This is a genomic window from Brachybacterium sp. AG952 (assembly GCF_004362645.1).
Lineage (GTDB): Bacteria > Actinomycetota > Actinomycetes > Actinomycetales > Dermabacteraceae > Brachybacterium > Brachybacterium conglomeratum.
The window spans coordinates 474,103-485,998 of the sequence record NZ_SNXV01000001.1 but is presented as its reverse complement, the minus strand read 5'-3'; the positions used below and the strand labels follow the sequence as shown (position 1 = coordinate 485,998).

Annotated in this window: 11 protein-coding genes and 1 other RNA gene; 5 read left to right on the top strand and 7 right to left on the bottom strand. The window is 73.7% G+C overall.

The genetic code is table 11. From position 1 onward, the window contains the following. The first annotated feature begins 36 nt into the window (after window positions 1-36). Entirely contained in the window at window positions 37-1,386 is a 1,350-nt protein-coding gene (locus DEU31_RS02165; RefSeq protein WP_166649344.1) for an MFS transporter, read from the top strand. 15 nt (window positions 1,387-1,401) lie between these two features. On the opposite strand, the gene DEU31_RS02160 is transcribed toward DEU31_RS02165, so the two are convergent. Together DEU31_RS02160 and ffs are read right to left on the bottom strand one after the other, a co-directional pair. After that, window positions 1,402-2,262 (bottom strand): CPBP family intramembrane glutamic endopeptidase, encoded by an 861-nt coding sequence (locus DEU31_RS02160; protein ID WP_133675462.1) that lies wholly within the window; start codon window positions 2,260-2,262, stop codon window positions 1,402-1,404. Between the two features lie 236 nt (window positions 2,263-2,498). Next, window positions 2,499-2,595, bottom strand: an RNA gene (gene ffs / locus DEU31_RS02155) — signal recognition particle sRNA small type. Between the two features lie 220 nt (window positions 2,596-2,815). On the opposite strand from ffs, the gene DEU31_RS02150 reads away from it, so the two are divergent. Beyond that, entirely contained in the window at window positions 2,816-4,360 is a 1,545-nt protein-coding gene (locus DEU31_RS02150; RefSeq protein WP_133675461.1) for an alanine/glycine:cation symporter family protein, read from the top strand. 325 nt (window positions 4,361-4,685) lie between these two features. Here the strand turns inward: DEU31_RS02150 and DEU31_RS02145 are convergent, their stop codons facing one another. Then, window positions 4,686-5,690: an aldo/keto reductase family protein gene (locus DEU31_RS02145; RefSeq protein WP_010549336.1), complete on the bottom strand. Its 1,005-nt coding sequence runs from the start codon at window positions 5,688-5,690 to the stop codon at window positions 4,686-4,688. A 167-nt stretch (window positions 5,691-5,857) separates the two neighbouring features. Between DEU31_RS02145 and DEU31_RS02140 the strand changes: the two genes are divergently transcribed. Beyond that, window positions 5,858-6,370 carry a DUF779 domain-containing protein gene (locus DEU31_RS02140; RefSeq protein ID WP_133675459.1) on the top strand — a complete coding sequence of 171 codons (513 nt, stop codon included), beginning with the start codon at window positions 5,858-5,860 and terminating at the stop codon, window positions 6,368-6,370. Window positions 6,371-6,735: 365 nt separating this feature from the next. Here the strand turns inward: DEU31_RS02140 and DEU31_RS02135 are convergent, their stop codons facing one another. Further along, a complete protein-coding gene (locus DEU31_RS02135; protein WP_010549334.1) occupies window positions 6,736-7,008 on the bottom strand; it encodes a hypothetical protein in 273 nt (90 codons plus the stop codon). Window positions 7,009-7,014: 6 nt separating this feature from the next. Between DEU31_RS02135 and DEU31_RS02130 the strand changes: the two genes are divergently transcribed. Further along, window positions 7,015-7,452 carry a DUF4188 domain-containing protein gene (locus DEU31_RS02130; protein WP_208109948.1) on the top strand — a complete coding sequence of 146 codons (438 nt, stop codon included), beginning with the start codon at window positions 7,015-7,017 and terminating at the stop codon, window positions 7,450-7,452. A 209-nt stretch (window positions 7,453-7,661) separates the two neighbouring features. Next, on the top strand, window positions 7,662-8,231 hold the full coding sequence (locus DEU31_RS02125) for a dihydrofolate reductase family protein (protein ID WP_133675455.1): 570 nt from the start codon (window positions 7,662-7,664) through the stop codon (window positions 8,229-8,231). Window positions 8,232-8,549: 318 nt separating this feature from the next. Here the strand turns inward: DEU31_RS02125 and DEU31_RS02120 are convergent, their stop codons facing one another. Genes DEU31_RS02120 through DEU31_RS02110 form a run of 3 tightly spaced genes read right to left on the bottom strand, consistent with a single transcriptional unit; the run spans window position 8,550 to window position 11,787 of the window. After that, window positions 8,550-9,257 (bottom strand): response regulator transcription factor, encoded by a 708-nt coding sequence (locus DEU31_RS02120; protein ID WP_133675453.1) that lies wholly within the window; start codon window positions 9,255-9,257, stop codon window positions 8,550-8,552. Further along, complete coding sequence (locus DEU31_RS02115; RefSeq protein WP_133675451.1) at window positions 9,254-10,639, bottom strand: histidine kinase; 1,386 nt, start codon at window positions 10,637-10,639, stop codon at window positions 9,254-9,256. The genes DEU31_RS02120 and DEU31_RS02115 overlap by 4 nt, the downstream gene beginning before the upstream one ends. Next, on the bottom strand, window positions 10,636-11,787 hold the full coding sequence (locus DEU31_RS02110; protein ID WP_133675449.1) for a hypothetical protein: 1,152 nt from the start codon (window positions 11,785-11,787) through the stop codon (window positions 10,636-10,638). The genes DEU31_RS02115 and DEU31_RS02110 overlap by 4 nt, the downstream gene beginning before the upstream one ends. Window positions 11,788-11,896: the final 109 nt, after the last annotated feature.

Below are 11,896 nucleotides of genomic sequence, written 5' to 3'. Positions count from 1 at the left end.
GATCGTCCAAGGCGGCACCACCGTCATGGAGGTTCGATGACCACGCCGCACACCGCCCCGCAGCCCCGCGTCGACGACGCCCAGCCCGTCGACGGCCCGGCCCTGGGCACCCCCGCCCCCACCACGCTGCGCCGCGAGGCCGGGACCGCCTACTTCCCCATCGCGTTCATCGCCCGCTTCCCCTTCGCGATGATGATCGTGGGCACCCTGACCCTGGTCGTCGCCGCCCGCGACTCGATCGCGCTGGGCGGTCTGAACTCGGCCGTGCTCGGCCTCGGCTCCGCGCTGGTGGGCCCGCTGCTGGGCGCCGCCGCGGACCGCTTCGGCCAGCGCCGCGTGATCCTGGTGGCCGGGATCGTGAACTCGCTGGCGCTGATGGGCCTGGCCTGGGTGGCCTTCAGCCCGCTGCCCGATGTCGCGGTGCTCGCCGTCAGCTTCGTGATCGGCGCGTCCTCCCCGCAGATCGGCCCGTTCTCGCGCACCCGCCTGGTGCACCTGATCCTCACCCGCCTGCCCGTCGCACGTCGGGCGAAGAGCCTCAACGCCACGATGGGCTACGAGTCCGCTGCCGACGAGACCGCGTTCGTGTTCGGCCCCGTGGTGGTGGGCCTGCTGGCCACGACGATGTCCCCGGCCGCGCCGATGATCGGCGCGGCCCTTCTGACCCTGGTGTTCGTCACCGCCTTCGCGCTGCATCCCACCGCGCGCGCCTCCGCGCCCAGCAGCGAGTCGCCGACCGAGCAGGCGCCCGCCGCCGAGCTCCGCACCGCGCGGGTGCTCGTGCTGGTCGCCGGGGCGCTCGGCGTCGGCCTGTTCTTCGGCACAGTGCTGACCTCGCTGACGGCCTTCCTCGACACCCGCGGTGCAGGCGACTCCGCCGGCCTTGTGTACGGGGTGATGGGCGTCGGCTCGACGATCCTGGCGCTGTCGATCTCGCTGTTCCCGGAGAGGTTCCGCCGCTCCCACCGCTGGCTGGTGTTCTCCGTGCTGATGCTGGCCTCGATGATCGCCTTCGGGCTCGCCGGCGGACTGTGGGGCCTGGTCGGGGCGATGGCCGTGGCGGGCATCGGCATCGGGCCGACGATCGTGACGATCTACAGCCTCGCCGCGGACCGCGCCCCGCAGGGCCGCTCGGCGACGCTGATGTCGATGCTCGGCTCGGCCACGATCGTCGGCCAGTCCGCGACCTCGGCGCTGACCGGCGCGGTCGCGGACGGCGTCGGGGCCGAGGCCGCGATGTGGCTGCCGACCGGAGCGGCGGCGTTCGTGGTCCTCGCCGCGCTGGTCAACGCCGTGCTCGGCGATCCCCGGGCCGCGACCCCGTCGGTCCCGACCGTGGAGGAGCGGGCGAGCACCCTGGAGGAGCTCCCGGCCGAGCACCTGTGAGCGTGAGCCCGGGGCTCACCGCACCGGCAGGCCGGCCCCGGACACCGCTCCGGGCGTCGTCGCGCGACGCCTGGCGCCGAGGTGCAGCACGGCCGCGGCGACCGCGAGCCACAGCGCCCACGAGCTCAGATCCAGCTGCCAGGCGGTCCCGGGCTCGAGCGGGCCGAGCACGTTCTGCTCGATCGCGACACGGGCGCTGTTGAGCAGACCGTGGCCGAGCACGGCCGCCCAGGCGGTGCCGGAGATCTCGCGCAGCGCGGACAGCAGCGGTGCGACGGCGACGATGGTGCCGAGATAGGTCACGGCCTCGCGCGGCGCGAGGCCGAGGGCGAGCACGATCGGCGCATGCCACACCGCCCACATCGCCCCGATGAGAAGGGACATCGGCCAGAACCCGAGCGGGCGGAGCTCTCCGTGCAGCCAGCCTCGCCACCCCGCCTCCTCGCCGATCGCGAACAGCGACTGCATCACCAGCACGGCCGGCACGGCGAGGAGCACGGACGACAGCGGGAGGGCATCGGCCGACGGCGGCGCCCCGGCGCCGAGCCCGATCAGCACCCTGGCCAGCGGCACCGCGACGAACGCGGCGATCGCGGCGATCGCGGCGACCTCGAGCGCCCGCCAGGACGGGACGGCGAGCGCGAGGGCGCGCCACCACGGCGCTCCGCGCCTACGCACCAGCAGCGCGGCCAGCAGCGGGGAGAGCTGCGCGAGCGGCACGGCGAGGCCGACGGCCGCCGGCGGCAGGGCCCCGAACGCGAAGGGCAGGGACAGGGCGGTCGAGACGGCGAGCGCCGCACCGAGGAAGGCGAGCACGCGGCGCAGAGAGGGGGCGGGGGCGAGGACGGGCTGGGCGACTGCCGGGGGCGTCGACATCGTGCGCTCCTGGAGAGGGATGCGCGGGTCCCGGGGCGGGCTCCGCATCGTCGTCCACGCTAGGGATCGTGCCCGGGGCGGCGGTACGGGGAGGACCGCCCGGCCGCGGTGGGGGCATCCCCCGTCGGCTGCGGGGGGCTCGGGGCGCGACAGGGGGCGCGTTCGTCGACCGGAGGCGCCGCGTCGATGGCCGGACCTGCAGGGCCGGCGGCCGTCGGACCTCCTGCGCCCGGACATGAAGCGACCCCTCGCGCACCTGCCAGAGCTCACCTGCCCTTGCTGCCGTCAAGCCCTGGGGGAGTTCAGCAAGATGACACCGCACGAGGGGTCGCCGACGAGTCTACAGACGAGCCCGGTCCGCGTCATGCCGGAGCGGTCGGATGTCGCCGGATTCACCGCTGCGCGCGCATTGCAGTCGGATAACGGGCATCTCTTGACGTGTCTGCGGGGCTGTGACGCGCTACTGTTCCTCCACGGCGATGTCGGTGACCGGGCTCACAGGCGAGCCCGATGTCCGTCCGCGACCATCCTTCCCCTCCCCCATGGAGATCCCATGTTCTTCGACACCTTGATCACCGGGGCCAACAACCTCGTGTGGTCGCTCCCCCTTGTGGGCCTGCTGCTGCTGACAGGCCTCTACTTCTCCCTGCGCACGCTGTTCCTGCAGGTCCGCTGCATCCCCGACATGCTGTCCCAGCTGAAGAAGGGCGAGGCCTCCCCAGACGGCACCTCGTCCTTCCAGTCGCTGATGATGTCCCTCGCAGGACGCGTCGGCATGGGCAACATCGGCGGTGTGGCCACCGCGATCGCGATCGGCGGCCCAGGCGCCGTGTTCTGGATGTGGCTGATCGCCTTCCTCGGCGCCGCGACCTCCTTCGTCGAGTGCACCCTCGGCCAGATCTACAAGGAGAAGGACAAGGACACCGGCGAGTACCGCGGCGGCCCCGCGTACTACATCGAGAAGGCGTTCAAGCACACCGCGGCCGCCCCGGCATTCCTCGTCTACGCGATCGTGTTCTCGATCGTCACCGTCGTGGCGATGTGCTTCTTCCTGCCGGGCGTGCAGGGCAACGGCATGGCCTCCGCGGCCTACGAGGCCTGGGGCCTGCCCCACTGGGTCACCGCCGTCGGCGTGGTCATCCTGCTGGCCTTCATCATCATCGGCGGCGTGAAGCGCATCGCGCACTTCGCCGTGCTGGTCGTGCCCGTGATGGCGATCCTCTACATCATCGCCGCGCTGATCGTCTTCTTCATCAACTTCGATCAGATCCCCCACGTCTTCGGACTGATCTTCTCGAGCGCCTTCGGCGCCCACGCCGTCTTCGGCGCGATCGTCGGCAAGGCCGTCGAGATGGGCGTCAAGCGCGGTCTGTACTCCAACGAGGCCGGTCAGGGCACGGGCCCGCACGCCGCCGCCGCAGCCGAAGTCTCCCACCCCGCCAAGCAGGGCTTCGCGCAGTCCTTCGCGGTCTACATCGACACCCTCTTCGTGTGCACGGCGACCGCGTTCCTGATCATCTCCACCGACATGTACCAGGTGTTCCAGGGGCCCGACGAGGAGCTCATCTACGCGGGCTCGGTGCCCGAGGGCACCGACTACGGTCCCGAGTTCGCGCAGAACGGCTTCGAGTCCGTGTTCCACGGCCTGGGCCCGACCTTCGTGGCGATCGCGCTGTTCTTCTTCGCCTTCACCACGATCGTGGCCTACTACTACATGGCCGAGGTCAACCTCACCTACCTCAGCCGCTGGATCCCCAACCGCACCGCGCGTCGTGCGCTGGTGCGCTTCCTGCAGGCTCTGATCCTCGTGGCCGTCGTGTACGGCTCGGTGACCACCACGGGCAACGCCTGGGCGCTCGGCGACATCGGCGTCGGCGCGATGGCGTGGCTGAACGTGGTCGCGATCCTCATCCTCCAGGGCCCCGCGCTCAAGGCGCTGAAGGACTACCAGCAGCAGAAGAAGGCCGGCAAGGACCCCCAGTTCGATCCGCGCCTGCTCGGCATCAAGAACGCTGAGTTCTGGGAGCTGCGGGCCGACGGTCTGGTCCGACACGGCGAGACCGGGGAGGACCTCGAGAAGAAGGTCGCCGGCCGCTGACGCGGACCACCACCCGCTGTCGCTCGGAGGAGCGGCCGGTCCTCGGGGCCGGCCGCTCCTCCGTCCACGCGGGGACTTCCAGGGGTGCGGGGCGATCTCCAGGAGTGCGGGGCGCGGCTCCCCCGAGGCGATCTTCGCCTGATCCACTGAGCGGTGCCGCGCCTCGCCGCCCTCCCGGACGTCCGCGCCGCACACAGATGCGCTCCCTGCGTGACCTCGAGGCCGTATCCGGCGTGAGGCCACGCAGGGAGCGCAGAATTGTGCGCGGCGCCGTGGCGGGCGGCGGCGCCGCGCCGGGGCAGGCCAGGCGCTGCGCCGGGGCAGGTCAGGCCAGGCGCTGCGCCGGCGAGCGGGTCTGGTCCGGGTCGGTCTCGGGGATCTCGCCGAGGATCTCGTCGATCCGGGCCTTCACGTCGGCGTCGAGCGTGACGCCCGCAGCCTTGACGTTGTCGGTGACCTGTTCGGGGCGGGAGGCGCCGATGATGGCACCGGCGACGTTGTCGTTGCTGAGCACCCAGGCGATCGCGAGCTGCGCCGGGGTCAGCCCCAGCCCCTCCGCGATCGGCAGCAGACCCTGCACGGCGGTGAGCACCTCGTCGTTCAGGAAGCGCTTGATCATGTCGGCGCCGCCCTTCTCGTCGCGGGCGCGCGAGCCCTCGGGCGCCTCGGCCCCGGGCTTGTACTTGCCGGTGAGGATGCCCTGCGCGACCGGTGACCAGACGATCTGGGAGATCCCCAGCTCGCGCGAGGTCGGCACGACGCGCTCCTCGATGACCCGCCACAGCATCGAGTACTGCGGCTGGTTGGAGACGAGCTGGATGCCGAGCTCGCGGGCGAGCTGGTGGCCGGCGCGCAGCTGGTCCGCGTTCCACTCGGAGACGCCGATGTACAGGGCCTTGCCGGAGTGGACGACGTCGGCGAAGGCCTGCATCGTCTCCTCGAGCGGCGTCGCGTAGTCGTAGCGGTGGGCCTGGTAGAGGTCGACGTAGTCGGTGCCCAGGCGGCGCAGCGAGCCGTCGATCGACTCGCGGATGTGCTTGCGCGAGAGGCCGGTGTCGTTGTGCCCCTTCGGGCCGGTGGGGAAGTACACCTTGGTGAAGATCTCGAGCGACTCGCGGCGCTCGCCCTTCAGCGCCTCGCCGAGCACGACCTCCGCGGCGGTGTTGGCGTAGGTGTCGGCGGTGTCGAAGGTGGAGATGCCGGCGTCGAGCGCGGCGCGGACGCAGGCACGGGCGCGGTCGTCCTCGACCTGCGAGGCATGGGTGAGCCAGTTGCCGTAGATGATCTCGCTGATCTTGAGGCCGGAGCGGCCGAGGTGGCGATGTTCCATGTGCCCAACCCTATGTCCGCCGGCACGGGTCTATCCTGGTGGCCCGCGTCACATCGGCCGACGTCGGCCGTCGCACCCGCCGTCCGGGTCCCCGTGACGCAGAGGCCGATGATCGCCGCCGCGCACCCGGCCGGCCCCGCCGTCGGCCGCGCTGGAAGGAGAGCCCGATGACCGACACCTCCACCACTCCCGCACCGCAGCCCGGGCAGCCGCCGGCACCCCCGCTGCCGGAGCCGACCGAGGCCGACGACGTCCTGGAGATGGAGCCGACGGTCGAGGGCGAGGACTTCTCCCGCGTCGCCTTCACGTCCGCGGCGGTCGCACAGATCCAGCGGCTCATCGACCGCAACGGCCCGCTGATGTTCCACCAGTCCGGCGGCTGCTGCGACGGCTCCTCCCCCATGTGCTACCCCGAGGGCGACTTCATCACGGGCGACGCCGATGTGCGGATGGGCCACGTCGAGGTGCCCCTGCCGGGCGGCGCCACCAGCCCGCTGGACTTCTGGATGAGCCGCGAGCAGTTCGCCTACTGGCGCCACACGCACCTGACGATCGACCTGGTCGACGGGCGCGGCGGCGGCTTCAGCCTCGAGACGCCCGACGGGAAGCGGTTCCTCACCCGCTCGCGGATGCTCGAGGACCGGGTGCCGGTCGAGATCCCGGGAACCGGTCCGCGATGACCCGCCGCCCGCTCGAGGTCCGCTCGGTCGGCCTCCCTGATGCCGAGCACGCGCCGAGCGGCTCGCTCGCGTCCGCGCCGTCCGGCGGCAGCCTGCCGCCGCCCAGCGAGCCGCCGATGACCCCGCCCGGGAAGCCGCCCACGGAGCCGCCGACCGCGCCTCCCACCGAGCCGCCGGGAGCGCCGCCCTCGGACCCGCCGGCCCCGATCCCCGGGCGACCGCCCGAGCCGTCGCCGGAGCCGCCGCCGGAGCCGCTCCCCCAGCCTGACCAGCCCCCACCGCCGGAGCCTCCGCCCGGGGCGCCGCCCACGACGCCGTACTGAACCGCCGGGGCGGCCACTGAGCCGCTCGGGACGAGGCGGCGCTCATCGTCGAAGGTCGGTCCGGAGCCGGCCCCCGTCGACGGTCTCCGCGCGACGCACGGAGAGCTCGCGCTGGGCGAGCAGGCGCAGGGTGAGCAGCACCGGCTCGAGCATCACGGTGCCGACGACCACGCGGCGCACGGCCTCGTCGGGGTCCTCGGGGACGGTGACCTCATAGACCGCCCCGCCGCTCCCGCTGACCGTCCGGCCGCCTCGACCGACCGCCAGCCTCCGAACCTCACCCACGCCGCGGTCGACGACCTGGTCGTCTTCCACATCGGCATGACCATCCGCGCCCCGTGGCGGCCGGACCTGTGGGGCCCCGTCGCCGCCGCGATGCCGCGCATGCTCGCCGAGCTGCACCGCAACCGCGCCACTGCCGCGCGCGGCGAGGCCGAGGACCTCGGCTTCCTCGGCGCGGACACCCTGATCGGCGCGAAGGGCCCCTGGGTGGTGCAGTACTGGCGCAGCACCGAGCACCTCTACGCCTACGCGCGGATGTCGAGTGCCGAGCACCTGCCGGCCTGGAAGGCGTTCAACAAGGCGGCCCGGACGCATCCCGGCGCGGTCGGGATCTGGCACGAGACCTATGCCGTGCCCGCGGACGGGATCGAGACGTTCTACGGCAACGGGGCGCGGGTGGGACTCGCGAAGGCGGTCGGCTCCGCTCCTCTGGCCTCCCGGGGACGCACCGCCGCCCAGCGGCTCGGCACCCACTGAGGCGCCGCGCCCCCGTCCTCGCGGGGGCTGGCCGTCGCGCAGCGACTCGGCACCTTCCAAGTCACCGCACCTCGAGCGCTCCGGTCCCGGCATCGCCCTCACCGCGGGGCCGGCTCCCGGAAAAGCATGGGGCGCTGGTCGCCGCTGCGCCGTAGTGTCGGTCCTCCGAGCCGCGGCGCCGCCGCGGGGCACCGACCCGAGGGGGACCCATGCGAGAGCTCGTCTACTACGTCGCCGTGAGCCTGGACGGCTATATCGCCGGCCCCGACCACCAGTTCGACGCCTTCCTGATCGAGGGCGACCACATGGAGGGGATCAACGAGGAGTTCGCCGTCACGATCCCCACCGACATCGCCGCGCATCTCGGTATCGACCAGTCGGGCGGCCGCTTCGACACCGTGCTGATGGGCGCGAACACGCACGCCGTCGGCCTGCCGGACATGCCCAGCCCCTACCGCCACCTCCAGCAGATCGTGTTCACGCACCGTCCGCTCGAGCCCGCCGAGAACCTGCGCGTGACCGACGAGGACCCGGTCGCGGTGGTGCGGGAGCTGAAGCAGCAGGACGGCGGGGACATCTGGCTGTGCGGCGGAGGCCGGCTCGCGATCCAGCTGCGCGGGGAGATCGACCGGCTCCTGCTCAAGCGCCAGCCGTTCCTGTTCGGGGCCGGGATCCCGCTGTTCGCGCCCGGCGAGTACGTACCCGAGCAGTTCGAACACGTGCGCACCCGCACCTACGAGACCGGGGTGAGCTTCACCGAGTTCGCGCGACGGCGCTGACCGGGGACGGCGCGTCCTGCTCGGACCCACAGAGCGCGGTGAGAGCTCGCCGTCGAGCGGGATCTGGACGAGTACTGGCGTGTGGCGTTCCGGTACGCCTATATAGACGTACCGGAACGCCACACGCCAGCAGCCGACCATCCTGTCTCGCGTGGGACGTCGCCATGGCCCACCGGCCGATCTCGCGCACGCAGAAGCGGACCCCGAGCCCGGGCGGGTCAACTCGCGCCCGGGCGGGTCAGCTCGCGCTCCGTCGGGTCACCCCGCGGCCGGGCGGATCAGCTCGCGCTCTCTGGGATCAGCTCGCACCCGGGAGGGTCAGCTCGCGCGCGGGTCCACCAGACCGGTGCGGTAGGCGATCACCACCGCCTGGGTGCGGTCGCGGGCACCGAGCTTGGCCAACAGGTTCCCCACGTGCGTACGGACCGTCTCGACGCCGAGGAAGAGCTCCGCGGCGATCTCGGCGTTGGTCTCCCCGCGGGCGAGATGCGCGAGGACCTCGGCCTCGCGCTCGGTCAGCGGCGGGCCGTCGTGCCGGGCGGTGCGGGCGCTGGGACGCAGCAGATCCCGCACGGCGTCGGGGAACAGCAGGCTCGTGCCGTGGGCGATCGTGCGCACCGCCCGGACCATCTCCGGCCCGGTCGCGCGCTTGAGCAGGAACCCGGAGGCCCCGGCGAGGAGCGCGTCGTGCACATGCTGGTCATGCTCGAACGTGGTCACGACCAGCACCTTCGGCGGCTCCGGGAGGTGCAGCAGGAGCTCGGTCGCGCGGATCCCGTCGATCCCGGGCATGCGCACGTCCATGCACACCACGTGCGGCCGCGTCGCGCGGACGATGCGCAGCGCCTCGTCGCCGTCGGCCGCCTCGCCCACGATCTCGAGGTCGTCCTCGGCGCCGAGGATCAGCGACAGGCCCTGCCGGACCAGGGGCTCGTCGTCGACGACGACGAGGCGGACGGGGTCCGGGGCGTCGACGGGACGCGCAGGGCCGGTGGGCTCGGCGGGCTCGTTCGCGGGGTCGGTCATCGCTCCTCCTCGCGCAGCAGGGGCAGGTCCAGGCGCGCGATCCAGTGCTCGCCGCGGGGTCCGGCCTCGAGGGTGCCGCCCAGGAGCACGGCGCGCTCGCGCAGGCCGACGAGACCGTGCCCTCCCGGGACGGCGGCGGGCTGCGCGGCAGAGTCCGCAGGCGGCGCGGCGGCGTCGTCGGCGGGCTCCGCGAGCGCATCGTCGAGGGGGCTGGTCACCTCGAGGTGCACGCGTCCGTCGTCGGCGCCGAGCACGAGGGTGACGGGTCCGGGCGCCGCATGGCGCTGGGCGTTGGTGAGCAGCTCGCCCAGGCCGCGCACCAGATGGCAGTGCTGGAGAGGAGCGAGATCGGCGGGGAGCTCGCCGCGTCGGTGCAGGTCCATCCCGGCGCGGCGGTGCCCGGCCAGGAGCCGCTCGAGCTCGTCCCCGGCAGCGGGTCCGTCACCGGGAGCAGCGGGCGCGTCCGTGGCGCGGCCGTCCGGCGCGGCGGGGCGCCGCGGCGCCCGTCGGCCGCTCTCCTCCTCGCGCAGCAGGGCGAGGACCGCATCGAGCTCCCCGGTCGCGCCGCGGGCGGTCTCCTCGATCGCCGCGAGCGCGGCCGCGGTCACCTCGGGATCCCTGTGCTGCACGGTGCGCGCCGCGGCGGCCTGCACGCTGACCACGGTCAGGGCATGCCCGATCCCGTCGTGCAGCTCGCGCGCGATCCGGGTGCGCTCCGCCTCGCGGGCGACGCGCTGCTCGGCCGCCTCGAGCCGGTCGGTCGCCGTCGGCCCCAGCAGGTGGGGAGCGAGACGGGAGAGGGCGGCGCCCAGCGGCCACCACGCGAGCGCCGAGGCCGCCCCGATCAGCAGGGCGAGCGCGGCCGCGCCGAGCCGCCCGACCGCACCCTCCGGCAGCGGCAGCCCGGAGCCGAAGGACCGGCCGGCCGCGAGCTCGACGAGGAACAGCGCGGCCGAGGGCACGAAGGTCGCCAGCAGCGTCGCGCAGAGCAGCCCGGAGCCCAGATGGAGCACGACCCACAGGGCGGTGCGGGCATGGTGACCGGCGCGGGGCCGGCGCGGCACGAGCAGCTCCCCGTCGGCGCCGAGCATGCCGCGGGCCCCGGTCACCTCGAGCTCCCGCACCCCGGGCACGAGGCCCAGCAGCGCCGCGAGCAGCACGCTCGCTCCCGCGATCGTGGCCACGGGACCGGCTCCCCGGAGGCCGCCGACCGTGCCCGAGCCGGCCTCGGACCCCGGCTCCCCGCCGAGGCCGACGGCGACGGCCGCCACGACGACGACCAGCAGGACCACCGCCAGGCCGATGGCGGCTCCCGCCATCAGCCACGCGAGGCGGCGGCCCTGCCGTCGGAGGATCTCCATCCGCACATCGTCGTCGATCATGCGCGGCGGGCACCAGCGACTTCCGGCGCGGATCCGCGACGCTCCTGGTCACGACGGTGGCCGATGTATCCCCGGACGGCCAGGGCGAGCGCGGGGCCCCACAGCCAGCAGGGGAAGGTCACGGCGAACAGGAGACGGTCGGCGGCGGTCATCATCTCCGCGCCGACCAGCATCGGCACGGCGGCGAAGGTGAACAGCGCGGCGACCGCACCGCCGGGCACCGCGGCCGCGGCGATCGGCACCTCCCGGCCCGCGACGACCGGCATCCAGCGAGGGAACCTCTCGCCCCACGGCAGGATCAGCCCGAGGGTGAGCACCACGGCGAGCCAGCTGCCGGAGGAGAGGGCGAGGCCCCACAGCCGCGTGCTGAGCTCGAGCCCGTCGGGTGCCATCAGCGGCCAGGGTGTCAGCCAGGACAGCCGGATCAGCGCGTAGGGCAGCGGGCAGGCGGCGGCGACGAGCGTCAGGGGCACCCGGTGACGGGTCACCCGTGCTGCGAGGCGCGCGGCACTCCCGTCGCTGCGCAGGGCCGCGGCGGCGAGAGCGGCCCACAGGGCGCCGCCGGCGACGAGCAGCAGGGTCGTCGAGATCATCGGGATCTCGGCGACGAAGGCCGGCAGGAGATAGCCGGCGAGGTCCAGCAGCGCCTCGCCGAGGAACAGCGCTCCGGCCGCCAGCGCGATCACGACGATCCCGGCGACGGGCACGCGCACGCGCGGGTATCGGCGGATCACCTGCACGACCAGCAGCCCGACGACGGCGGGCATCGCGAGCGCGAGCAGGTAACCGGCCGTGGACAGGGTGGACATGCTGCCCATCCCCACCCCGGCGACCAGCACCTGCGCGGCCGCGACGGTCAGCAGCGCTGGGCGCGGCAGCCTCCGGGAGAGGGCGGTCAGCGCCGCACCGACTCCGAGCAGGGAGACGGCGGCGAGCGTCGCGACGGCGCCCGTCGGGCCGAGGAGCAGCTCGAGGGGCGTGCGATCGGGTGGTCCGCCGAGCAGATCGGCGTCCGGGGCGAGCGCCCACGCCGCCCCGAGCAGGGCGATGAGCGCGCTGGCCAGGACGGCCGCGAGCAGCAGGGCGCGGGGCGCGGCGGCAGGTCGGTCGGTGTCGGTCAGGGACGGTGCGGGCGTGTTCGTGGTCATGCCCCGAGCCTTCTCGGAGGACGTGCTCCGCACCTCCCCCGCGCGGGGGAACCGGCCCCGTCGACGGGTGGGATCCGCCGGGCGGAGCCCGTCGGCCGGTCACGCCCGG

What these genes read in the sequence shown, in the direction of transcription:
- DEU31_RS02165 (WP_166649344.1), top strand. Translation starts at nt 37, where the DNA reads ATGACCACGCCGCACACCGCCCCGCAGCCCCGCGTCGACGACGCCCAG.
- DEU31_RS02160 (WP_133675462.1), bottom strand. Translation starts at nt 2,262, where the DNA reads ATGTCGACGCCCCCGGCAGTCGCCCAGCCCGTCCTCGCCCCCGCCCCC.
- DEU31_RS02150 (WP_133675461.1), top strand. Translation starts at nt 2,816, where the DNA reads ATGTTCTTCGACACCTTGATCACCGGGGCCAACAACCTCGTGTGGTCG.
- DEU31_RS02145 (WP_010549336.1), bottom strand. Translation starts at nt 5,690, where the DNA reads ATGGAACATCGCCACCTCGGCCGCTCCGGCCTCAAGATCAGCGAGATC.
- DEU31_RS02140 (WP_133675459.1), top strand. Translation starts at nt 5,858, where the DNA reads ATGACCGACACCTCCACCACTCCCGCACCGCAGCCCGGGCAGCCGCCG.
- DEU31_RS02130 (WP_208109948.1), top strand. Translation starts at nt 7,015, where the DNA reads ATGACCATCCGCGCCCCGTGGCGGCCGGACCTGTGGGGCCCCGTCGCC.
- DEU31_RS02125 (WP_133675455.1), top strand. Translation starts at nt 7,662, where the DNA reads ATGCGAGAGCTCGTCTACTACGTCGCCGTGAGCCTGGACGGCTATATC.
- DEU31_RS02120 (WP_133675453.1), bottom strand. Translation starts at nt 9,257, where the DNA reads ATGACCGACCCCGCGAACGAGCCCGCCGAGCCCACCGGCCCTGCGCGT.
- DEU31_RS02115 (WP_133675451.1), bottom strand. Translation starts at nt 10,639, where the DNA reads ATGATCGACGACGATGTGCGGATGGAGATCCTCCGACGGCAGGGCCGC.
- DEU31_RS02110 (WP_133675449.1), bottom strand. Translation starts at nt 11,787, where the DNA reads ATGACCACGAACACGCCCGCACCGTCCCTGACCGACACCGACCGACCT.